General features: G+C 47.7%; 25 protein-coding genes and 1 pseudogene. 9 read left to right on the top strand and 17 right to left on the bottom strand.

Annotation, left to right across the window (positions count from 1 at the left end; all coding sequences use genetic code 11):
• The first annotated feature begins 91 nt into the window (after positions 1-91).
• Positions 92-1,309: a threonine synthase gene (thrC, locus tag Vsou_RS07185; RefSeq protein ID WP_188602920.1), complete on the top strand. Its 1,218-nt coding sequence runs from the start codon at positions 92-94 to the stop codon at positions 1,307-1,309.
• Between the two features lie 141 nt (positions 1,310-1,450).
• Positions 1,451-2,689, top strand: a complete 1,239-nt coding sequence (locus Vsou_RS07180; RefSeq protein ID WP_188602919.1) for an MFS transporter — start codon at positions 1,451-1,453, stop codon at positions 2,687-2,689.
• A 195-nt stretch (positions 2,690-2,884) separates the two neighbouring features.
• Here the strand turns inward: Vsou_RS07180 and Vsou_RS13365 are convergent, their stop codons facing one another.
• Positions 2,885-3,157 (bottom strand): ketopantoate reductase C-terminal domain-containing protein, encoded by a 273-nt coding sequence (locus Vsou_RS13365; protein WP_373286822.1) that lies wholly within the window; start codon positions 3,155-3,157, stop codon positions 2,885-2,887.
• Positions 3,152-3,280: pseudogene (locus Vsou_RS13360) on the bottom strand (7-cyano-7-deazaguanine synthase); the annotation flags it as partial. The pseudogene Vsou_RS13360 and the gene Vsou_RS13365, both read right to left, overlap by 6 nt.
• A 205-nt stretch (positions 3,281-3,485) precedes the next feature.
• Between Vsou_RS13360 and Vsou_RS07170 the strand changes: the two are divergent.
• Positions 3,486-3,740, top strand: coding sequence for a 2-dehydropantoate 2-reductase N-terminal domain-containing protein (locus tag Vsou_RS07170; protein WP_264890687.1), 255 nt, complete (start codon positions 3,486-3,488; stop codon positions 3,738-3,740).
• A 189-nt stretch (positions 3,741-3,929) separates the two neighbouring features.
• Here the strand turns inward: Vsou_RS07170 and pdxT are convergent, their stop codons facing one another.
• From pdxT to Vsou_RS07155, 3 genes are all read right to left on the bottom strand, one after another.
• Positions 3,930-4,547: a pyridoxal 5'-phosphate synthase glutaminase subunit PdxT gene (gene pdxT / locus Vsou_RS07165; RefSeq protein WP_188602917.1), complete on the bottom strand. Its 618-nt coding sequence runs from the start codon at positions 4,545-4,547 to the stop codon at positions 3,930-3,932.
• Position 4,548: 1 nt separating this feature from the next.
• Positions 4,549-5,574, bottom strand: coding sequence for a pyridoxal 5'-phosphate synthase lyase subunit PdxS (pdxS, locus tag Vsou_RS07160; protein ID WP_188602916.1), 1,026 nt, complete (start codon positions 5,572-5,574; stop codon positions 4,549-4,551).
• A 69-nt stretch (positions 5,575-5,643) separates the two neighbouring features.
• Complete coding sequence (locus tag Vsou_RS07155) at positions 5,644-5,925, bottom strand: PaREP1 family protein (RefSeq protein WP_308419816.1); 282 nt, start codon at positions 5,923-5,925, stop codon at positions 5,644-5,646.
• A 310-nt stretch (positions 5,926-6,235) separates the two neighbouring features.
• Between Vsou_RS07155 and Vsou_RS07150 the strand changes: the two genes are divergently transcribed.
• Positions 6,236-6,538, top strand: coding sequence for a hypothetical protein (locus tag Vsou_RS07150; protein WP_052885748.1), 303 nt, complete (start codon positions 6,236-6,238; stop codon positions 6,536-6,538).
• Here the strand turns inward: Vsou_RS07150 and Vsou_RS07145 are convergent.
• The 3 genes from Vsou_RS07145 to Vsou_RS07135 all read right to left on the bottom strand — a co-directional run bounded on the left by Vsou_RS07145 (position 6,492) and on the right by Vsou_RS07135 (position 8,773).
• A complete protein-coding gene (locus Vsou_RS07145) occupies positions 6,492-6,767 on the bottom strand; it encodes a hypothetical protein (protein WP_188602915.1) in 276 nt (91 codons plus the stop codon). The two genes, Vsou_RS07150 and Vsou_RS07145, sit on opposite strands and share 47 nt — an antisense overlap.
• 161 nt (positions 6,768-6,928) lie before the next feature.
• On the bottom strand, positions 6,929-8,479 hold the full coding sequence (locus tag Vsou_RS07140) for a hypothetical protein (RefSeq protein ID WP_188602914.1): 1,551 nt from the start codon (positions 8,477-8,479) through the stop codon (positions 6,929-6,931).
• 66 nt (positions 8,480-8,545) lie between these two features.
• Positions 8,546-8,773: a hypothetical protein gene (locus Vsou_RS07135; RefSeq protein ID WP_188602913.1), complete on the bottom strand. Its 228-nt coding sequence runs from the start codon at positions 8,771-8,773 to the stop codon at positions 8,546-8,548.
• A 144-nt stretch (positions 8,774-8,917) separates the two neighbouring features.
• On the opposite strand from Vsou_RS07135, the gene Vsou_RS07130 reads away from it, so the two are divergent.
• The 3 genes from Vsou_RS07130 to Vsou_RS07120 all read left to right on the top strand — a co-directional run bounded on the left by Vsou_RS07130 (position 8,918) and on the right by Vsou_RS07120 (position 11,027).
• Positions 8,918-9,067 carry a hypothetical protein gene (locus tag Vsou_RS07130; RefSeq protein ID WP_188602912.1) on the top strand — a complete coding sequence of 50 codons (150 nt, stop codon included), beginning with the start codon at positions 8,918-8,920 and terminating at the stop codon, positions 9,065-9,067.
• 174 nt (positions 9,068-9,241) lie between these two features.
• On the top strand, positions 9,242-10,528 hold the full coding sequence (thiC, locus tag Vsou_RS07125; RefSeq protein ID WP_188603061.1) for a phosphomethylpyrimidine synthase ThiC: 1,287 nt from the start codon (positions 9,242-9,244) through the stop codon (positions 10,526-10,528).
• A complete protein-coding gene (locus tag Vsou_RS07120) occupies positions 10,521-11,027 on the top strand; it encodes a 4Fe-4S ferredoxin (RefSeq protein WP_188602911.1) in 507 nt (168 codons plus the stop codon). The genes thiC and Vsou_RS07120 overlap by 8 nt, the downstream gene beginning before the upstream one ends.
• Positions 11,028-11,104: 77 nt before the next feature.
• Here Vsou_RS07120 and Vsou_RS07115 read toward each other — a convergent pair whose 3' ends face one another.
• The 3 genes from Vsou_RS07115 to Vsou_RS07105 are packed head-to-tail and all read right to left on the bottom strand — an operon-like array spanning position 11,105 to position 13,439.
• On the bottom strand, positions 11,105-11,578 hold the full coding sequence (locus tag Vsou_RS07115) for a PaREP1 family protein (protein ID WP_188602910.1): 474 nt from the start codon (positions 11,576-11,578) through the stop codon (positions 11,105-11,107).
• Positions 11,579-11,632: 54 nt separating this feature from the next.
• Complete coding sequence (gene argC, locus Vsou_RS07110; protein ID WP_188602909.1) at positions 11,633-12,709, bottom strand: N-acetyl-gamma-glutamyl-phosphate reductase; 1,077 nt, start codon at positions 12,707-12,709, stop codon at positions 11,633-11,635.
• A complete protein-coding gene (locus Vsou_RS07105) occupies positions 12,696-13,439 on the bottom strand; it encodes an ATP-grasp domain-containing protein (protein ID WP_188602908.1) in 744 nt (247 codons plus the stop codon). Before Vsou_RS07105 ends, argC begins: the two co-directional genes overlap by 14 nt.
• A gap of 138 nt (positions 13,440-13,577) precedes the next feature.
• On the opposite strand from Vsou_RS07105, the gene Vsou_RS07100 reads away from it, so the two are divergent.
• Entirely contained in the window at positions 13,578-14,399 is an 822-nt protein-coding gene (locus tag Vsou_RS07100; RefSeq protein ID WP_188603060.1) for a RimK family alpha-L-glutamate ligase, read from the top strand.
• Between the two features lie 7 nt (positions 14,400-14,406).
• Positions 14,407-15,585 carry an aspartate aminotransferase family protein gene (locus Vsou_RS07095; RefSeq protein WP_188602907.1) on the top strand — a complete coding sequence of 393 codons (1,179 nt, stop codon included), beginning with the start codon at positions 14,407-14,409 and terminating at the stop codon, positions 15,583-15,585.
• Here the strand turns inward: Vsou_RS07095 and Vsou_RS07090 are convergent.
• The 6 genes from Vsou_RS07090 to Vsou_RS07065 all read right to left on the bottom strand — a co-directional run bounded on the left by Vsou_RS07090 (position 15,557) and on the right by Vsou_RS07065 (position 21,306).
• Complete coding sequence (locus Vsou_RS07090; protein WP_229709757.1) at positions 15,557-16,948, bottom strand: homocitrate synthase/isopropylmalate synthase family protein; 1,392 nt, start codon at positions 16,946-16,948, stop codon at positions 15,557-15,559. The genes Vsou_RS07095 and Vsou_RS07090 overlap by 29 nt on opposite strands.
• A 69-nt stretch (positions 16,949-17,017) precedes the next feature.
• The gene (locus Vsou_RS07085) at positions 17,018-18,091 is read right to left on the bottom strand and encodes a M20/M25/M40 family metallo-hydrolase (protein WP_188602905.1); all 1,074 of its coding nucleotides are present in this window, start codon (positions 18,089-18,091) and stop codon (positions 17,018-17,020) included.
• A gap of 2 nt (positions 18,092-18,093) precedes the next feature.
• Positions 18,094-18,951: a lysine biosynthesis protein LysX gene (lysX, locus tag Vsou_RS07080; RefSeq protein WP_188602904.1), complete on the bottom strand. Its 858-nt coding sequence runs from the start codon at positions 18,949-18,951 to the stop codon at positions 18,094-18,096.
• Positions 18,952-18,960: 9 nt separating this feature from the next.
• A complete protein-coding gene (gene lysW/argW, locus Vsou_RS07075; protein ID WP_188602903.1) occupies positions 18,961-19,137 on the bottom strand; it encodes an alpha-aminoadipate/glutamate carrier protein LysW in 177 nt (58 codons plus the stop codon).
• Between the two features lie 93 nt (positions 19,138-19,230).
• Complete coding sequence (locus Vsou_RS07070) at positions 19,231-20,040, bottom strand: [LysW]-aminoadipate/[LysW]-glutamate kinase (RefSeq protein ID WP_188602902.1); 810 nt, start codon at positions 20,038-20,040, stop codon at positions 19,231-19,233.
• 69 nt (positions 20,041-20,109) lie between these two features.
• Positions 20,110-21,306 carry a pyridoxal phosphate-dependent aminotransferase gene (locus tag Vsou_RS07065; RefSeq protein ID WP_188602901.1) on the bottom strand — a complete coding sequence of 399 codons (1,197 nt, stop codon included), beginning with the start codon at positions 21,304-21,306 and terminating at the stop codon, positions 20,110-20,112.
• Positions 21,307-21,335 lie beyond the last annotated feature (29 nt).

Below are 21,335 nucleotides of genomic sequence, written 5' to 3'. Positions count from 1 at the left end.
AATTACCATGGTCAATGCCCTATTAATTTAATGGTAATGCTTAAATAACCTAAATAATAGTCATACCTGGGGATTACATGGAAACCCAGTCATGAGGTTCGAGACTCTTAATAAGTATGTCTTAAAGTGTCCAAGGTGTGGCTTCGAGACTGAGGCTAGCCCATACATAATGAGGTGCCCTAAGTGCGGGGAATTACTAGATGCATTATTAATTGCTGATAAGGTTAAGCTGAGGTGGAACGAACTCAGGGGCAGGGGTGTATGGAGATACAGGGATTTACTTCCTGAGCCCAATAGTATAGTGAGCATTGGTGAGGGGGCAACACCATTAATTAGGTTGAGGAGCCACGGTAATGCCTACATAAAGTTTGAAGGCACTAATCCAACCGGTTCATTCAAGGATAGGGGTATGACCATCGGTGTATCGCTAGCCTCCTCAATAGGTGTTAAGGGGGTAATCGTTGCATCGACTGGTAATACCGCTGCCTCGGCGGCAGCATACTCAGCCAGGGCTGGACTCAACTGCATTGTTGTCCTACCTAAGGGTGGCGTGGCCAAGGGTAAACTCGGCCAGGCAATACTACATGGGGCAAGCATTGTTGATATCCCGGGAACCTTTGACAACGCACTTGAGTATGTCCTAGACACTGTCCTTATTAATGGCAGCGCAGACCACATTAATTACTACCCACTTAATTCAATAAATCCATGGAGACTCGAAGGCCAGAAGACCATTGCATATGAAGTCTTTGAGGAGGTTGGTGTGCCAGATTACGTCTTTGTACCTGTGGGTAATGGAGGAAACATATACGCCATTTGGAAGGGTTTTAGGGAGCTAATGGAGCATGGCATGATCGATCACGTGCCGAAAATGATCGGCGTACAGGCATCTGGCGCAGCACCCATGGTAAGGTATTGGAACGGCGCAGGCGAAGCTAAGATCGAGAACCCAAGAACAATTGCCTCGGCAATTAGGATCGGTAAGCCGGTTAATTGGTTCAGGGCCTACAGGGCTGTTAAGTATAGTGGCGGTGCATTCATTGAGGTTAGTGATGATGAGATAATAAGGGCCCAGGCAATGCTTGGTAAAGAGGGAATTGGGGTTGAACCGGCCAGTGCAGCATCATTGGCAGGTTACCTGAAGGCTCTAGGTGAGGGATTAATTGGTCCCAGCGATAAAGCCGTATTAATAGCCACGGGACATGCACTCAAGGATCCAGATGCATTGCTCATGGGTAATGCAAATATGATTAGTATCTCATCAATAAATGAATTGAGGAATTTAGTCATGGGTAATGCAATCGCTTGAATTCCTGTCTTCTCTAACTGGTTGTAATTAAGCCATAGATTAAATATAATTAATAAAATTTAAATATAATATAGATATTGTGAGATTGGTGACTGCACTATAGAGACCCAGGTAAGTAGATGGCGTAATGTCGTTGGTTCAATGCTAGGTTGGGGATTGGACGCCTATGACTTTGTTGCATATTCCTTTGTAGCGCCAATAATTGCCCAGGTCTTCTTCAGTCAACTCGGTCACTTAGGCTCAATGCTCGCCACACTGGCTGCCTTCAGTGTGTCGCTTGCGGTTAGGCCGCTTGGCGGCGTCTTCTTTGGCAACCTGGCAGACAAGGTTGGTAGGAGGCATGTATTGTACGTAACAATGCTTGGCGCTGGATTATCAAGCTTCCTAATGGGCTTCCTACCTACATACGCCCAGGCAGGTTTAATTGCCATTGTACTCCTCATAATCCTAAGGTTTGCCGTTGGCTTTTTCATGGGTGGTGAATACTCATCTAGCGGTGTAATGGCCGTCGAGAGCGTGACTAAGTGGAGGGGGTTGGCCAGTGGTATTATGCAGGCTGGTTTTGATGTCGGTATATTCGGCGTGACCTTCACATACACACTGGTCGCCACTTATCTGCCAGAGAAAGCCATGTACGCAATTGGGTGGAGGATCGTGTTTTGGAGCGGCATAGTCACTACGGTGATCGGTTGGTTATTCAGGAGAAGTCTACTAACTGAGGCGTTTGAGTGGGAGAAGGCAGGGAAGGTAAAGAGCCCGTACAGGACCTTGTTTACTAGGTATTGGCTACCCGTAATAACAATACTACTGGCCACAATGGGATTCCTCTACGAGTACTACGTAATGCTTGAACTCTCACCATTTGTGCTACAAAACGTGCTTAATTACACGCCAGCCCTGGCAGGCCTAATACTCACGGTGCTCTCTGCAAGCGATGCAATTGGCAGCATCTTTGGCGGTGTCCTCGTTGATTGGTTAAGGAGTTCAGCGAGGGCCTTACTCACTACGGCATTAATAATCATAGTCCTGATATACCCAACAATGTACGCGGTTCTCATGGTAGGTAATGGTTGGTTGGTGCTTCTGTGGGATTTCATTGCTGTACTACCCGTAGGAGTACTACAGGTATACATAAGGGACTTGTTACCGCCAAGCGTTAGGGCAACCGGTGCTGGTTTGGGTTATAATGGGGGCACTTGGTTAGCCGCCTGGGCTGCAATAATAACGACGCTAATGGCAGGGGCCTCCGCAAAACCGGGGCCATGGTTAATGTCAATAACAATAAATACTGTATGGAGCAGTGTACTAATAGTGATAAGTTCCATAATTGCCCTGTTTCTCGTACGGCATTTAAATGACGTGACGCAACGTAACCTTTAATAATTAATCCTTAAAATTAATATTAAATTTAATCAATTTATGATCATAGTAAATGTACCATTACATATAACGAGTATTTAGTTACCTATTTATGGCGATGACCCATTGATACCAGCTCACTTGGTTGTGGTGAGTCTTGGCACTGGGCTTGGTGACGTAATTGCTGAGTATTACGGAGGCGGTATTGAACTTAGGCTAAGGGTTGGCGCTCCAGGCATTGGGATCCTTGATAATCGCACCATTCCTAGCCCTCAGTATCGCGGTTATTGGGTTTATGGCCGCGTTAATAATAACCTTTAACCACCTGTAGGGCTCAATATCATCAACCACCCTAACATTGGCACCCCCGGCCTTTAGGGCATCGGCAACCTCACCCACGGAGCTCGGCAGTATCACCTCACCAACGCCCCTAACCTCAGCTACCCCATCACTCCTCGTAATGCCGTACGTAATGACAGCGCTTCTCATGTAGCACGGTCCGCATCTGCCGCAGTGTTTCTCGCCATTGTCATAGCAACTCCAGGTCAGGTGCAGTGGTGCACCAGTTTCGAGACCCAGCCTAACGATTTCGTGCTTAACCAAGTGCCTTACGCCGCCGGCGGTCTTCATTAGGGCTTCATACACGTCATGAACGCTCATTTCAGTTCCGCCAAACCATGAATACTTAGTGTCACACCACGAACACCTTAGGTTGCAAAGGGCCAGCCTTAGAAAGACGGCCTCCCTACCCGCGTTGGGTCCCTCACCCTGCCAAGACTTGAATATCTCAATAACCCTCACGGATTTCATGCGTATAATGCTTATTTTAAGGATTAATCAGGGATTAATGATGTTTGGGATAATTGGACTTGGCGGTGTGGGTATTCTCCTCGCCCACTTCCTCAATAATGCTGGTTACGTGCCGTATGTCGTGACGAGGACTCACTATGGTCGTTACATTATCAGATTTGGTGAAGAGCATGAGGTTAGGGTGAAGCTCGTTGATAAATTACCCAGTGGTGTTAAGTATACTTTAATTGCCGTTAAGGCCTATGACACGGTGGGCGTTTAAGATTAATGGCGTTAGAGATCCCGTGGAGTATGACCTACCAAGCGAGACCGAGGAAGAGTTCTAGAAAGGTACAAAGCCATACGAAATACCTAAAAGGCATGATTAAGTGAAATTTAAAGCGAGAAATATGGATATTAATGGACTCCATAGTGACGGTTTATTTTAATTCTCCTAAGAATTGAATATTGACTACCGTTGTTTATCCATCGCCACTTCAAGCAGGTATTTGTGTATCTTCATTGTTGTTAGTTCTGGGTGAAATACCGTGGCTATCATACTGTTTTCCTGGGCTGCAGCAATAACATTACCCAACTTAGGGTGCTTTACGTAAGCCAGCGGTCTTGCATTACCCCAGGCCTTGATTATGGCTGGAGCCCTAATGAAGACGGCCCTAACCGTGCCAATACCGTCAATGCTTAGGTCCGTCTCGAAGGAGTCCCTTTGCCTACCGAAGGCGTTTCTAACCACGGCTATATCCATGACGCCTAATATTGGTTGCCCAGTCTCGCCAACCACGGAATCCCTGACCTCCCTGGCCATGAATATTGCACCGGCGCATGTACCCAGCGTCGGTAACCCATTGATTATTGAGCCCCTGAGCCTATCGAGGAGGCCGGTGCGCCTGGCCAACGAGCCTATAGTAGTCGACTCACCGCCTGGTATCACTAAGGCATTTAAGTCACTTAATTGCTCGGTATTCTTAACCCTGATGACATCCACGTTAATCCCCAACTCCTCAGATGCCCTCTTAATGGCGTATTCATGCTCCTCAGCATCACCCTGAAGCGCAAGTACGCCAACCCTCATACTAAACACCCCTGACCTGAAGTAACTCCTCCGACCTCAACGACCTAATGTCTATGCCCATCATTGATGCTCCCTCGCTAACCATCCTCTGGGCCTCAACAACGGTCTCTGGGTCGTCCCAATGGGCTGTGGCGATCACAATAGCCTCAGCCCTCTCCCTCGGGTCCTGGCTCTTGAAGATCCCGGAGCCAACGAAGACCCCATCAGCCCCGAGCCACATCATTAAGGCCGCGTCGGCCGGCGTGGCTATACCGCCAGCCGCGAAAGTTATCACCGGCAACCTGCCCAGCCTAGCCGTCAAGGTCACCAACTCGATTGGCACCTGGCACTGCCTGGCGAAGTCCCTCAATTTCTCCTCGTCGCCATCCCCATAGGCCGCGTGCAACTCATTAATCGCCTTATAAAGAACCTTGAAGTGCTTGACAGCCTCACTGACGTTGCCCGTGCCCGCCTCACCCTTAGACCTTATCATTGACGCACCCTCACCAATCCTCCTAAGCGCCTCACATAACTCTCGGCATCCATTAACGAAGGGTACTGAGAACAACCACTTATTTATGTGGTGCTGCTCATCAACCGGCGTCAATACCTCGGACTCATCTATCAAATCAACGCCTATCTGCTCGAGTATGAAGGCCTCGTAGTAATGACCAATCCTAACCTTCGCAGAGACGGGTATTGTTGTGTGCCTCATTACGTCCTCAATGACCTTGACATCCGCCATCCTAGCCACACCACCGGCCTTACGCACATCGTAGGGCAACTTATCCAGGACCATGACCCCCACGGCGCCCGCCTCCTCGGCTATTTGCGCCTGCTCCACATTCGTCACGTCCATTATGACACCGTTTCTAAGCATTGATGGGAAGCCAACCTTAACCTTCACCGTGCCGGTGATTATTCCGTCTAGTTCGTAAGGCCTGGGCCAACTAAAGCCCCTCTCCCTAAGCCTATCCCTGAGCTCCAGCATTCCGTAGAAGAAGTCCCTTAGTTTCTCCAGGTATTCAAAGGAGGGCGCTACGGACATCAACTTAGGCTCGCCTGGGAATTATTATAACTTGTTAAACGTTTAATAACCGGCAAGCAGCAATCACAATCAACGTTTTAATAAATCCCTCAACTTATTTATTAACTTAAGGACGTACTCCCTATGCAACTCATACTCATCTTTCGTCATGAAGTTATGGTAAAAGTTGGCATGTAAGCGCTCGGCAGCTCTAAAATAGAGCGGTAAGTCTTTGTCATTCGTCTCCCTAAACAATCTATTGATTATCACATCGTAATCCCTATGGCTGTAGTGCTCCCAACCCCTTAACTCGGCGATCGCATTCCATAAAGCAGCCACCGCGCCCCAAAGCTTTTCACTTGCTTGGACCAGGTCCTCCTTAGCGTACTCCTCATTACTACGCCTAAGTAATTCCTCGTGGATCTTCAGGTATATGTCAACCCTATCCTTAGGGTCAAGCCTCTGAGCCAGTAAATCGGCCAGGATTAATTCCGTCGTGACGCCCTCTTCCTGCTCTCCTCATTGATCAGCCTGAGCAATTCCTCCACATGGGTTATCAATTATTGAATCCCTAATAAGGGTTTGTTTAGTGCGTTCAATAAAAGCTTAATAATGAGACAACCTTACTGCATAACCGATGAAGACCTAGACATGGCTGTTAGAGCACTTAAGAAGATAATAATTGAAGATAATAATTAATGAGGTGAGGGCAGCGCTTGATGCAGGTGCTGACGTTGTTCAATTCGATGCACCGGATATTCTTCAATTCGATGTTTACGGCGAGTACAACCCAGATAAGGGCAGGGCTAAGGAGAGGGTTAGGAGGGCCGTGGAATTAAATAATGAAGTACTCTCGAAGCTACCCACCGAGCACTTTAAGCGCATCCAGGTAATCATCAATTGTTGGGTAATACTGCCTAACCTGTTGTCGGTACTTATCAATGAGCTCCCTGGGCCTTGCGGCATCCATACACCAATAATGTAAATGTAATTGTAGTTATCACCAGTGAAACACCAACGATACCGCGCCCACTGGGTCTCTCGCCCATGCCAAGGGCCGTCAGCGTCGCCCATAGCGACGCTATGTCATACACCGTATATAGGCACATGCTGTGTGAAAAGACAAAAACTAGCAAACGCCACCTAAAAACAGCATGAACACTCCTAATACGGATTGCCCTTGAACAATACAAGCATGTAAAGGGCATGGACAATAAATGGCACCGAATATAGTAAGTAATTCAGGGTGACGCTTAGCAAATCCTCGGCTGAAGACTGTGAGCATCATGTCCTATCTCTCTATTACTAGGTTTTATTACCTCGTTAATGCTGAGGAAAATCGTTATTTGAGTATCTACGGAATTAGGGTTTATCTCTATTGAGCCCGTGGGCCCTGGGCGGGGCAGTTTAGGTTTGCCATCGCCTTAGCTACCCTCCAAGCCCTCTCGGTCTTGCCTTCGTTCACTGCCTCATCATGCATCCTCCTAAGCACCTCACAGACCTTGGCAACAAGCTCTGGGTACTTCTTGATTTCATCGTTGTTTATGTAGACCGCGAAATTCTTGTTTCGTTTGGATAGCTTGGCGTTATAGCCTGCGTTTTTGAGTTTCTTTAGGATTGTCTCTGCGTCCTCAAGCCTACTACGCATAATGACAAGCTCTACACGATTATTTCCTACGCGCACATTCATCCTAACGCCGGCGACCTCAACTGACGACCTACCCCTCGGCTTAACCTTCGCACTAGCCAACGCCACTAAACGCCTGAGTTTTTCGGCGTCGGGCAATGAGCTCAAGTCCTCAATCATTGCCCTAATTAACGCATTACTGAGCCACTTCCTGGCGAGCTCGACAGCCTTTGAGCTGTGAATCATATACTCCTTAGTATTCCTATTATTGTGATCTTTAAAGCCGAGGTTCTTTATCCTCTCGATGATGCCCCTCCACAACTCGTGCTTCAAATCACCAATCGTGAGCCCAATCCTCTTCACCCCAACATTGATATCACCATCTCCAAAAATAGTAAACAATAGGAACGTTAGAAACTCCTCATCACTAAGCTTAGAAACCTCCTCGGCAACCTTGGTTTTGCTCTCGACTTCATTTCTATGATCAACGGCCGTTAAACGCCACTTGATGTTGACGTTGGTCTCATTGAGGTTCATACTGGCTATGCACATAGCATTTCTCCCAGGCCACGTCAGTATCCACATCACAGACTGCCAAAGCTGGTTGGTGTTCATCACTAAGTAGCCCCTTTTATCAATCGATCCATCGGTCATGATCAAACCATAACGCATGGGCTTGAGCACATCATCACCAAACAACCTGGGAATTACGATGTCAGTACCCCTAAGGCCTACCAGTACTGTGTGTATTATTACACTATTTGAGTTGGCAACCCTGATTATTATAATTGTTATGTTTCTAGCGTAAAAGTAAATGCCAAAGCTCTTGTTTTTATTGGAAGGTTCTCCCGTTATTATTACCTTAACTTTTCCCTTCCTTAGCCCCTCGATTAATTTCTCGAGTTCTCTTCGGTATGTTTTCAGCCATTTCTCGCGAGCTTGTTTTGCTAACGTGAGCATTTTCTCGCCAATGTTTATCATTGCCCTCCTCATCCTTATGATGCCTTCATCGCTGGTTTCCTTAATCTTTGTTTCCATCAGCGTCAACCAGCTATTCAGTTTGTTGATTACTTGGTCGAATGGTGTGTTCGACTCACTCAACAGTACATCCTTGTGCCTCTCGACCCTCCTCATGAACTCGTTGATTAACCTATTGACCTCCTCGATTACTCTCACGTCGCTGACCTCCTCACCACACCCTAATCGCTTACTGCCCGCAATCTTGACGCCCCAGCAGACTTTCAATTGCCCAGGACCCACGGGGCTTGCTTCCCCAACTCGCAGGTCCTTCTCGCTCATCGAAAGCCTTAAAGGCACAGGTGTTTAAAAATGCGGTAATTTTAATAGAGCATTGGAAAGTAGAGTTCAGCAGTGTGCTTGGTCCTCTTCAATGACCTCGCCATTAATGTTCATGAAGTGAACCGCGGCCCTCAGTGCATAGCCGCAGTAGAGGAGTTGTAACTCGTCGGGGTAATACCTACATACGACTGCGACCTCGTCGTCATGGTCGATCAATGCGTATGTTATGTTCCCCTCGTTGTCCCTCGACTTAATAATGCGGTATCTTGCTCCGTCCTCGTCCCTGCACGCCACCGTATTTTCATTTTTAACCAATTCCCTCCAAACGTCCCAAAGCGATGGTCAGGAACTGGCTAGGGGCGATGATGGGGGAAGGTTGGTCTTAAGTATGCCTTAAAGCTGGATGCCGCGCTCAGGGACTACGTCAAGGAGTTTGGAATGAACGCGGAGGCGTTATTCCAGGCGATGACTTACGTAGCATCAAGATCGAGGAACACGGGGGTCTCAGACACACTGAGTAGCGAGGCTGGCAAACTCCTCAAGGAGCCGGCGCAGTACCTCGCCACCTACAGCAAACAAAGCCAATGAACAAAGTTCTCCCAAACCCAGGCGCAACAAAACAACACCCAATAAATAATCACAGTGATTAAAAAGATTGTGAAGAAATTGAGGTTCAGGAAGAAACACAACGCATACACACAAACAACGAAACAAACATAGAACAAAATTCTCCCAAACCTAGGCACAACGAAACAATGTTCAATTAATAATTACAACGTTAGGGTACCAGATGAGGTTAAGGCCGTGGCTAAGCATGAGGGTGTTGAGGAGGTTAAATTGGCCAGGAGAATAGCCAGTGGTAAGGTGATACTCATTAGAAACGTTAAGTTGCCCGACAAGGTTAGCGCAGTTGGTCTTGGGTTAACCACTAAGGTTAACGTTAACATAGGCACGTCGAGCAAGGTCGTGAACCTGGAAGCGGAGCTTGAGAAGGTTAAGATCGCTAATAAGTGGGGCGATACATTGATGGACCTATCAACGGGCGGTGACCTTGACAAGATACGTAGGGCGATAATCAGGGAGTCGAAGCTGCCCGTCGGTACTGTACCGACATATCAAGCGTTCATAGACTCATTTAAGAAAAAGGGCGGTGGGGCCTACTTCACCGAGGATGAACTCTTCGATGTCATCGAGAGGCACCTAAGGGATGGGGTTGCCTTCATGACGATACACGCGGCCGTGACCAGGGAATTGGCAATTAAGGCCTTGAGGAGTGACAGGGTCATACCGATCGTCTCCAGGGGTGGTGATATGCTCATTGGGTGGATGCTCCATAACGATGCCGAGAACCCACTCTACGCTAGGTGGGATTACGTGCTCGAGCTCTTCAGGGAGTACGATGCCACCATCTCAATAGGCGATGCCCTACGCCCAGGCGCCACGGCGGATAGTCACGACGAGTTTCACGTGGCTGAGTTGATCGAGGCGGCGAGACTGGTGAAGAGGGCAAGGAAGGCTGGGGTTCAGGTGATGGTTGAGGGGCCTGGGCACGTCCCATTAAATGAAATTATATGGGATGTTAAGTTAATGAAGAAGTTAACCGATGGTGCGCCGTACTACGTCCTAGGTCCACTACCTACTGACGTGGCTGCCCCATACGACCACATCGCTGGCGCTATTGGCGCGGCGATCGCTGGAGCCGCGGGCGCGGACTTACTATGTTATATAACGCCCGCTGAGCACCTGGGTTTGCCAACGCCGAGGCAGGTTGAGGAGGGTGTGATAGCCTTCAAAATAGCGGCTCACGTGGCCGACACAATAAAGCTTGGCAGGAGGGCCAGGGCCTGGGATGACGAGGTTAGTAGGTTCAGGGGCAAGCTGATGTGGAGGGAGATGATAAATAGATTGATAGATCCGGAAAAGGCCTGGGCCGTGTATACACAGTACGGGGAACCCAAGGTTAGAGGTTGCACAATGTGCGGTGGTTACTGCCCAATGCTCATGGTGATGCAACAGATCAAGAAGGTTAAGGGTGAAGTCAATGGGTGAGGCTTGGCTCTGGAGCACTTGGGTTAAGGCCGGCAGGTTGAGGAATGCCGACGTCGCCATAGTCGCCGCCTGCCTACCCTTCGTAAACCCTAAACTTTACCAAGAGATTACGAGGAATAAGGTAGTATTGCTCGCCTGCCCCGAGCGCGAGCACTCGGCGCTTTACGGTAAGATAGCGAGTATGATTCGATCATCAAGGCCGAGGTCTATAACGGTGGTCTCAATAGATGGGAGCCCACACTGCGCACTGCTTCATGCATCGGTCAATGAGGCTGAGTACATACTTGACGAGGGCATACCCAGGAGGCACTCCGTGGTCGTTGACGGCGAAGAACTTAGGGAAATATCACCAAATGCCGTGAGGGTTGCCAGGTACTTATCAATTGTTGAGGAGTTGATTAGGAAAAACCCCGAGGCACTCGAGGAGCTAGCTAAGCACAGCCTTGAATATAGAAATAGCCTTGCCAGGGCTAGTAAGGGCGATGCGCCAAGGGCCTAGTGATGTCATAAATCATAAAATATATTTTTATTAAAATGAATGAATAATGATATTATTAGTTTTCTACCATCACATGCCTATTTCACAATGCTCCTTGCGAGTTTCACTATATCCTCCACGTACTCCACATCCTCCCTGACCTGCCTCGGCCTTAGCCTAGCCTCATGGAATCCCTCCACGTGTAGGAACCAGGCGGCCCTCCACCAAAGCCTAATCTCCCTATTATTGAGCCTACTACTTATTGAGTCTACGGCGTCGAATAGTAGCGTTGCTGCCCACCTCCACTGGGCCTCGGCTGTCCTTGCCTCGTCTAGGCCTAGGGCTACTGCCATGGCTTTAATGGCTTCCTCAGCGGCCTTGTAGAGCTTCTCGCTGGCCTGCACGGGGTCCCTATCAATTAATTCCATGCCATCCCTCAGGAAATTCTCGGCAAGCTCAAGGTGGGCCTTAGACCGCTCACTTGGGTCTAGGTTTAATGCCTTTGATATTAGGTCAATTATGTCAATGCCACTCTTCATGGCTTCATTAATTAGACTCTCAGGTATTGACACGGGTTGAAAATCGCCTCACTTAGTATAAAGCTTTCTTGAAGTACTTTAAAGATACTAGACAGGGTAGAGTGGGACTTGGTCCAGCGCTGTGGTCTCGGGGAAGCCTAGGGCCACGTTCATTGCCTGCACCGCCTGTCCTGATGCACCCTTCATTAGGTTGTCTATGGCAGCTAGGACCACAAGCCTATTCAGCCTATTGTCTATTTCGAAGCCTACGTCAACTAGGTTCGACCCTATCACATACTTAACGTCTGGGTACCTCTGAAGACCTGACCTATCCTTGACTAACCTAATGAAGGGTTCATTACCGTACATTGACCTGAGGGCCTTCCAGACGTCGGGTTCCTGTACCGGCTTAGTTAGCCATGCATGTGACGTGGTTAGTATCCCCCTGACTAGGTCAACGGCGTGTGGCGTGAATGCTACGCGCACCTGCCTATTGATTAGTAGGCTTAGTTCTTGTTCAATCTCGGCCGTGTGCCTATGATGAACAACCTCGTAGGGCCTAATTACGTATGTCCTAAAGGGATGCAGGTCAAGCCTTGGTGCATGCGCACCGGCGCCTGAACTGGATATCTTTGCATCAATAACGATCCTGTCCGTATCCACGAGACCAGCCCTTACCACAGGTGCCAGGGATATTATGGATGCCGTTGCCATGCAGCCGGGTACGGCTATTAACTTGGTCCCTTTCAACTCCTCCCTATGAAGCTCCGGTAAGCCATAGACAGCCCTCCTGAGTAGGTCTGGGTATGGGTGTGGTTTCTCCCAGTCGTACCACTCAACATATGCGTTTGGATCCTTGAGCCTGAAGTCCGCGGATAGGTCAATCACCGTTAACCCAGTCTCGTGAAGCTTTGGTACCCATTCAATGCTTTGCCCGTGGGGTAGCGCAAGGAATACTACGTCGACGTCCTTCTTTAGTACGTTATCCACCGTAGAATCAATAAAGGTTAAATTAGTCCTGCCCCTAAGGTTTGGGTGAATCCTAAATAGGTACTCGCCCTTGAATTCCCTTGATGTTGCGCAGACCAATTCAATACCCTGGTGATTAAGCAAAAGCCTGAGTAATTCGCCACCAGTGACACCGCTGGCCCCAACAACACAGGTCCTATACCTATCCCTCGCCATTGTACCACCCCATTATTGCATTCACCATGGGTTCCACAATGCTTGTCGTTAACTCAACCCTGGGATCCACGCCCAGGATCACTTGCTCATCTTCATAAATACCAATTATATACGTGCACATCAGGCACTTAATACTCCTTGATAACCTAAGGACCCAGGTCCCCAAGTCTCCACACCCAATGCAGTTGTTACCGATTACCTGGACATTAATGATCTTACTGGGGGCTTTCATAAGCATGTTGATCCTGGCGAGGGGATTCGCCATATACATCCTATGCTCAGCCACTGATTTACCGCCCTCCCACGTGGTCACTATACCGTCAAGACCAAGGGAAGCCGATGGCGTGGCCATGTAGGTTTTACCAACACTGCTAATAACCCTACCAACCACATTTGGGTTCAGTGCAACGCTCACGTCTGGCGTTGGGTAACCCAACTCGCTCAATTCCCTGAACAGCAACACCCTATTTACCGCCATTGCATAGGCGTCATATGGGTTTAGTGTTTCACTAAATAAGTTCGAGATTATAAAGGCTTCGAACACGTCGTCCAGGAGAAGCACGGCCTTTCCAGGGCTATGCCTTACCTCGCTCTCCATTGTATTTAACACACCTACCCTAAAGCCCCTACCCGATAATTCACTATGTATTCTCTGCTCTACTGGTCCGTACTTACTGAGTACGAGCGTGAGGTCTTGCTTGGTCGTGGGTTCCGCTTCAATGAGAACCACCCATGCTCACCGCTGCCCTTGGGTTATTAAATATTTTCTTTATTATTAGGAGGGACTATAAGCATGTTATTGTTATGTGGGGAAACATTTATATAGTGTATTTAGGGAACAACCTGTGGGAGTGATGGAACGGTTTCCATACTTCATGACACAATGAGGATCGAAGAAAAACTAATCCTCAATGAACTTAGGGAACTTAATGTAAGGGTTAACTTGGTTAATGTCGATAATATATCATTGAGATTGGACGAAGAAGGCGAGGACTTAGGCATTGTGCTTGTTAGACTAATGAGCCATGTGAAGGCTGGGTTAATTGCCCGTGTACTAAATATTCATGGCATTATGACTATAAACAAGGGACTGGCTATAGAGAATTCCTGGAATAAGGCGATCGCGATAGCCATACTGGCTAGGACTGGTATTTCCGTGGTTCCTTCAAGGCTCCTACTCTCCACGAACCCACAGTACGATGGAATTAATTACCCGGTGGTCATTAAGCCTATACATGGCTCATGGGGTAGGCTGGTGAGCCTTGCTAACAATAACGATGAGTTAACCCTCCTGCTTAGGCATAAATCCCTCGGCGACGCGTATTCGAGGATATCCATGGTACAGCCATTCATTGGTGACGGCACTGACTATAGGGTCTTCGTTATTGGTGATGAGGTGGTTGCATCAATGGTTAGGAAGCCAAGCCCTGGTGACTGGAGGAGTAATGTGGCAAGAGGCGGTATTGCACGCGCCATTAAGCTTGATGGCGATGCCTATGAAACCGCCATTAAGGCTGTTAAGGCCTTAGACCTTGATTACGCAGGCGTTGATTTACTTCATAGTAATGAACATGGCTACTTGGTCAATGAGGTCAATGCAATACCCGAGTTCAAGGGCCTAATGAACGCCACTGGAATCAATATTGCGCGTAAAATAGCCGAGTATATGTTAAATATTGCCAGGAGGTGATCACGCAATGGGTAATGACCTACTTAGGTTTGAGGACGAGTACCTGGCGAGATACTACAGCAAGAAGCCCTTGAACATTGTCAGGGGCCATATGCAGTATGTATGGGACTCAAATAATAATAAGTATCTCGACATGCACACCGGTTTCGGTGTCGCCTTCCTAGGCCATAGAAACCCAAGGATAATAAACGCAATTAAGGAGCAGTTAGATAAGATAATCACTGTCTCATTAACGTTTTATAACGAGACAAGGGCTGAATTCATTAGGGAATTCATGAAAATCGTACCAAGTGGTTTCGGTAAGGTCTTCCTTCAGAATAGCGGTACTGAGACCGTGGAGACCGCCCTAAAGATCGCCAGGAAAATCAGCAAGAAGGTTGAGTTCCTGGCATTTCTCAATTCTTTCCATGGTAGGACAATGGGCTCACTCTCCGTGACCGGTAATGAGAAGTACAGGAGGGCATTCGAACCAATGCCATATAAGGTTAGGTTTGCGCCGTTTAATGCCGTTGACCAGGTGGACAAGTTAGTGACTGAGGATTTGGCTGCCGTGATTGTTGAACCAATACAGGGCGAGGGCGGCGTGAATCCCGCGAGGCCTGAGTTCCTCAGGGCGCTTAGGCAGGTAACTAAGGAGAGGAATGTCCTGTTGATATTTGACGAGGTCCAGAGCGGTTTTGGGAGGACTGGGCGTGTTTGGGCCTTTGAGAATTACGGCGTGGAGCCCGACATATTCACGGCAGGTAAATCAGTGGCTGGTGGATTACCAATAGGAATAACCGTGATTAGGAGGGAATTTGGTGATGTGTTTGAACCCGGGGAGCATGGAAGTACCTTTGCGGGTAACCCACTGGTTATGGCTGCAGCTAAGGCGAGCGTTGAGACCCTGCTTAATGATGATGTGCCTGGGAGGGTAAGAACCATGGGTGAGGAGTTCATGAGGATCCTTGAAGATGAATTGGGCAGTTTAAAGTCGGTGTTGAGGGTTAAGGGCATGGGGTTTATGTTAGGGATTGAACTTAAGAAAAGGGCTGATCCGTATGTTGATAGGTTGATACCCATGGGCCTATTAACGAGTGTAGCCGGAGGCACCACAGTGAGACTATTACCACCGTACTGCATAACAAATGATGACATAAGCATGGCAACTAAGGCGCTCAAGACCGCCCTCTCAGAGAACCCCTAACATCATTAAGTATCCCCTCTAGTTCCCCGTCGTTTAGGGGTTCCATCCTCAAACCATTGTCGTAGATATACATGATCCTCTCATACATTGCCTTAACCAACTCAGGGCTTGGTTTAATGCCACGTCTTATCAACCAATACTCCACAGAGGACTTACCGGAGTAGGGACCTATGATGATGCTTGTCTCACGACCAATCACCTCTGGGTCCATTGATAGATATGTCACTGGGTTCTTCAATTGGGCGTCAACGTGTATGCCGGCTGCCGTGGTGAAGGCATTCTCACCAACCAGTGGTTGGTATCTGGGTACCGCGTAATTGAAGGACTTGAATTCCTCAGCTATCCTACTAATGACCCTGGGGTTCATGCCGTCAAAGGAACCCTTTAATCTAGCATACCAAATAACCAGGGCCTCTATTGGTACATTACCAGCCCTCTCCCCAATGCCAAGTAGCGTACCGTTATTTATCGACGCGCCGTAAAGCCAAGCCGACACAGCATTGGCTACGGCCATGTAGTAATCACCGTGCCCATGAAACTCAAGGAATTCACTGGGTATATTGAGAACCTTCCTAAGGACCCAAACCAGTTTGGGGATGCTGTAAGGCAGTGGCGCAAATGGATATGGGACACCAACACCTGTTGTGTCTGGCAACTTTATCACAATGTCAGCGCCAAACCTCTCGCTAAGCTTAAGTAGTTTCTCTACGAAGGGTATTACGAAGCCGACTACGTCGGACCTAGTCACGTCCTCAAGGGAACACCTGAGTTTAATGCCCTCTCTTAACGCGTACTCAGCAGCCTCAAGGTACTTATCAACCACCCTATCTCTCGTGGAGTTGAATTTGTACTTAATGTGTATGTCTGATATCGACATCAGCATAACCATTTCATCAAGACCCGCCTCCTTAACCAACTTAACATCCTCAACCCTAGCCCTACCCCAGCCAATCACCCTAGGCCACTCAAGGTCAAGCCCCCTAACGGCCCTAACTAATCTCCTGTCCCTATCAGTGTATAGGAAGAACTCACTCCTGGTTATTCTACCACTGCCATTATCCAGATCAGAGAGTAACCTAAACAACCTAGTTGCGTTGTCAATGGAGTAATAAACATAGAAGGCCTGTTGACCATCCCTAAAGGTTGTATCTGTTATGAAAAGGCGACCCGGTGGATCAGGATCTATATTAACACCATCTGTAATCAGCCTAGGAGGTAACGGCCACTGCTTGATCACCTCATTAAATACGTCATTTGTATCCTCATGGTCAACAGCCTCACGCCTTAGTAAACGTATTAACTGCTCATCGTTTTCCGGAGATCGCGGTTTGTTTCGATTAGGGATCGCTTCAATGAGAACCACCCAGGTCTTCATAAGGTAAATAATTTATAAATTTTACCCTTAATAATAAATAATGATTTATACTAATAACTACCTATACATACTCATAAACTCAAAAACGGCCTGCTTATATATATCCACAGCCCTCAAAAAATCATCAACAAGGATATACTCCTCGAGTGAATGGGAGAATGCGCCATCCCCAGGTCCATAGGCAACTATATTACTTGTGAGCCTTGCAAGTTCATTCATATCACTTGTACCCCACTTCCTGGCTAACGTGGGTCTCTCGTTCAGCACCTTGATTATGGCCCTAGAAACAGCCCTCGCGCTCAAGTTATTTATTGGCACCTCAACAGGTTCTGTGCACCACTTCATGTTAATCGTTATGGAGCCCCCATACTTTACTCCCAACTCATTAATTGCGTTCTCTATATCCCTACAGGACCTACCAGGTGGTATTCTCACGTCAAGTACCAGTCTGCAGTTACTCGGTATCATGTTCTCAGCCTCACCGCAATTCATAACGGTTGGTGTCACTAGGATGCTCTCATAGGACACACCGGCCTTTAGGGCATCCCATAGATCCTTATATACATTCATTGCGATGAGTATTGAGTTGGAGTCCAGGTCTGGGTTTGATGCATGCCCTCCCCTAGTCCTCACCATGACCTCAAGCTTAGTACTACCCCTGTACTTAGTGACTATTTTATTTATGCCCGTGGGCTCACCGATTATTATGCCCGTGGGTCTATGTACGTGGTTACCCGTTATCAAGTGCCGCGTGCCGAGACTATCACCCTCCTCATGGACAACTGCGGTAAGTACCAACGTACCTCTTGGCAACTCGCTCTCCATGAATGCGAACACCATTGCCATCAATGGGCCTTTATCATCACTGGCACCCCTACCAATTATCTTATTACCCTCACGCCTAACCTCTATGAAGCCCGGTACAGTATCCATATGCGCATGAAGCCAGAGGTTGGGTTCACCACTACCCCTGGTGGCTATTACATTACCGACATCGTCAATCCTAGCCTCAAAACCATTCATAGTTAGTAACTCCATTATGAACTCTGCGAGTTCATGCTCACTACCCGTGGGTGAGTATATGCCTAGGGACTCCATGAATAGCTTTAACTTTGACTCATTACTTAGCATGCTTAACCCCTCTTAACTACATCAATCACTAGCTCCACTACCCGCCTAGCCACATTAACGCCGGTGACCCTTTGTACATTCTTGAACTCAGGCACCGTGTTGACCTCGAGGATCTTATAACCACCGTCAGACTCAACAACATCAACACCAGCATAGTAAGCACCGATTGCCTTGGTTGCCCTGACGCTTATATCCTCAAGCTCGGGATCAATCCTAACACCCTCAGCTTTACCGCCCCTCGCCGTGTTAGTTCTCCAGTCATTACTAACTGCGTACCTGTATATGGCCGCCACAGCCTCATCTCCAACGACAGTTACCCTAATGTCCCTACCTGGCTTCTTGATGAACTCCTGCACTAAGTAGGTTTCGTACTGAGGATTCTCCATGGAACTTCTATGCCTTGCAAGGAGCGCCAGGTCCTCAACACTACCCACTAGACTTACGAGCCTACCCCATGAACCATGCACAGGCTTAATAATAGCCGGAACACCAACACTACCTAACGCCTTTATGGCCGATTCGCTTGAAAGAGTAATAACTGTGTTCGGTATTGGTACACCAACCCTATTGAGTACTGCCAGGGTAACCGCCTTATTATTACCAATTGCTATGGATAGGTATGGATTAATGGACCTGCCGCCCATTGCCTCATACATTTGGGAGAGGAGGTACGTCCTGCTCTGGCTTACCGTCCTTATGAAGGCCACCCCAACATCATTGATACCGGGGATCTCAAATACTAAGTCCTCAGCGTTAACCAGTCTATAGTTAATGCCTAGGTTGTCAAACTCGCGGATAAGGAGTTTCTCATCAAGCCTTATGGCATCGTAAAGGAAGTGTATGGCTTCAATCAGAACCACCCCTAACCATTATTCGCCCCAATCCTCCTCCTCAACCTTAATTAGCTTTAGTTGTATTAAGCCGTTCTGAATGGTTACCTGGTACTTCTGACCACAGCTTGAACAACTCACTAGTTCACCATCGAGTACGTCATCCGGTATTTCTATGTCTGCTCCACAGACCTGACAGGAGATCTTTGTGGGCATCAACACTTACGTGAATATAGCCTATTTAAGTATTGCGGCCATGATAGGAGACTTTATAAATAAATGGATATAATATATATTTAGAACTGAACACTATGCCGGACTCACGTGGGTGCCAAACCCACTGATTGCCGTTGCTATTGGGTTTTCAATAGTCCCATTGGAAATCACAACATGCATACCCTTGCCCGCCAATTGCATTGCAGTGTAAACCTTCCTCTTCATGCCACCCCTAACCTCAGGGTTCTTAAATAGTTCCTGAGCCTCGCTAACACTTACCTTATTAACCACCTTCCCATTTATCAGCACACCATCCACGTCAGTAAGTATAATCGCATAATTAGGTAATAGTGAGTAGGACAGCACTTCAAGGGCTTGGTCACCATCCACGTTTAGCGGGCCACCGGTTTTGTTGTCCATGGCTATGGGCGCCACCACCGGCATGAAACCATCATTCAACAGTCTCATTATGAAGTCCTTATTGGCACCCTCTATTTTTCCCGTGTAACCACCATCAACTACCCTCTCCCTACCTCTCTCGTCAATTATTATCATGGACTCCCTCCTCCTAGCCCTCAATAGCCCACCATCAACCCCAGAAAGACCAATGGCATTAACTCCAACGCCCTGTAATCTACTCACCAAGTCCTTATTTAGGTACATCATGCCCATTACGTAGACTCTGAGCGTATCAAGATCCGTATACCTACTGGTTACCCCACTAGGGCTTGTTACGAACCTGGGCTTAAGGTTCATTTTCTCCATTAACTCATTTATGAAGTAACCACCGCCATGCACAAGGACAATTCTATGGCCAGAGCCTACTAGGGTGGGTATTTCCTTGATGAGGTTATCCACGCCCTTCCTTATCACTGAACCACCGATCTTGATCGCAATAAGCATTGGTAAGTCTCATTGAATATTAATATTATAAATATTGCCATAACGTTTTAATGACGCCAAATATATTATCTAGAGTGATTTGCCATACTCATTAATGGCATCGTGAATCCTCTTGATCCCGAGACGTATCCTATCTGCGTTCTCTACGACAAATGAAATCCTAATGGCTGACTTATAAATATCGCTGAAGTACGTACCTGGAATCACAGTAACACCGAACTTCTCAAGTAGCACCTCAGCGAATTTCTCAGAGTTGCTAATGTAATTCGATAGGTCAGCAAACACGAACATTGAACCTCTTGGCACAATGAAGCGAGCCTCTGGTAGGTAATTCCTTAGTGACTCAATGGCTGCATCCCTCCTTGACCTGTACTCCTCTACTATATACCTCATGTGCTTCATCCTAGCCTCAGACCTTAAGTACATGGAAACGAATTTTTGCGCTATGACCGGCGGGCAATAGGTCATTTCCTCAGCCGCAAGTTTTAGCTTGGGTATTGCATCGCTTGGCCCGTAGATGAAGCCCAACCTCCAGCCTGGGATCCCCGGATCCTTCGAGAACGTGTTTATTGAGATCACGTTGTCCGGCGCGTACCTATACATGTATGTGTGCTCACCCTCATAGATCAACGTCCTGTATGCCTCGTCAGAGATTATCCAGAAGTTCTCATCCCTTGCTAAGTCCGCTATTGCCTTTGCGGTGTCCCTATCAATTATGTTACCCGTTGGATTATCCGGAGACACTATTACCAGCGCCTTCGTCCTGTTGGTTACTAACTCCTTAAGTTTCTCAATATCTATTCTAAACCCATCATCCATCCTCAACCCAAGCCTCTTAATCCTACCACCGAAGTACTCAATTATTGGTTTATAACCGAAGTAGGTAGGGTCGAGTAGAATAACCTCGTCGCCTGGGTTTAGGATTGTCATGAACGTCGCGAACATCCCCTCCTGGCCGCCGGTAATGATCACGATATTGCCTGGGTCAATATTAATGCCACCAAGCCTTTTCAGGTCCTCGGAAACAGCCTCCCTCAGTTCGAGGATACCCTGACTCGGTGTATACCCGTATAGCTCCATGCTGTTCTCCTCAACCAGTTGCTTAGCCAGTAGGGACCTTACCTCAATGGGTGGCGGCAGACCTGGTTGACCAGCGGATAGGTTTATGATATCCCTACTCTCGCGTTTCAGTCTTTCCCTGATGGCGTCTATTCTTCTCGTGGGGCTCTCCCTCAGGTACGTTATCGACTGCGAGAAACCGCGCATCAGCGTTTTCTTTTTATCAAGTATATATA

Source organism: Vulcanisaeta souniana JCM 11219, assembly GCF_026000775.1.
Classification (GTDB): Archaea; Thermoproteota; Thermoprotei; order Thermoproteales; family Thermocladiaceae; genus Vulcanisaeta; species Vulcanisaeta souniana.
The sequence above is the reverse complement of the archived record's forward strand: the minus strand, read 5'-3'. Positions and strand labels throughout refer to the sequence as shown.

Coding starts and splice junctions, on each gene's coding strand:
- thrC (WP_188602920.1), top strand. CDS start 92: ATGAGGTTCGAGACTCTTAATAAGTATGTCTTAAAGTGTCCAAGGTGT.
- Vsou_RS07180 (WP_188602919.1), top strand. CDS start 1,451: ATGCTAGGTTGGGGATTGGACGCCTATGACTTTGTTGCATATTCCTTT.
- Vsou_RS13365 (WP_373286822.1), bottom strand. CDS start 3,157: ATGAGAAGCGCTGTCATTACGTACGGCATTACGAGGAGTGATGGGGTA.
- Vsou_RS07170 (WP_264890687.1), top strand. CDS start 3,486: ATGCTTATTTTAAGGATTAATCAGGGATTAATGATGTTTGGGATAATT.
- pdxT (WP_188602917.1), bottom strand. CDS start 4,547: ATGAGGGTTGGCGTACTTGCGCTTCAGGGTGATGCTGAGGAGCATGAA.
- pdxS (WP_188602916.1), bottom strand. CDS start 5,574: ATGTCCGTAGCGCCCTCCTTTGAATACCTGGAGAAACTAAGGGACTTC.
- Vsou_RS07140 (WP_188602914.1), bottom strand. CDS start 8,479: ATGAGCGAGAAGGACCTGCGAGTTGGGGAAGCAAGCCCCGTGGGTCCT.
- Vsou_RS07130 (WP_188602912.1), top strand. CDS start 8,918: ATGAACGCGGAGGCGTTATTCCAGGCGATGACTTACGTAGCATCAAGA.
- Vsou_RS07120 (WP_188602911.1), top strand. CDS start 10,521: ATGGGTGAGGCTTGGCTCTGGAGCACTTGGGTTAAGGCCGGCAGGTTG.
- argC (WP_188602909.1), bottom strand. CDS start 12,709: ATGGCGAGGGATAGGTATAGGACCTGTGTTGTTGGGGCCAGCGGTGTC.
- Vsou_RS07095 (WP_188602907.1), top strand. CDS start 14,407: ATGGGTAATGACCTACTTAGGTTTGAGGACGAGTACCTGGCGAGATAC.
- Vsou_RS07085 (WP_188602905.1), bottom strand. CDS start 18,091: ATGCTAAGTAATGAGTCAAAGTTAAAGCTATTCATGGAGTCCCTAGGC.
- lysW/argW (WP_188602903.1), bottom strand. CDS start 19,137: ATGCCCACAAAGATCTCCTGTCAGGTCTGTGGAGCAGACATAGAAATA.
- Vsou_RS07070 (WP_188602902.1), bottom strand. CDS start 20,040: ATGCTTATTGCGATCAAGATCGGTGGTTCAGTGATAAGGAAGGGCGTG.
- Vsou_RS07065 (WP_188602901.1), bottom strand. CDS start 21,306: ATGCGCGGTTTCTCGCAGTCGATAACGTACCTGAGGGAGAGCCCCACG.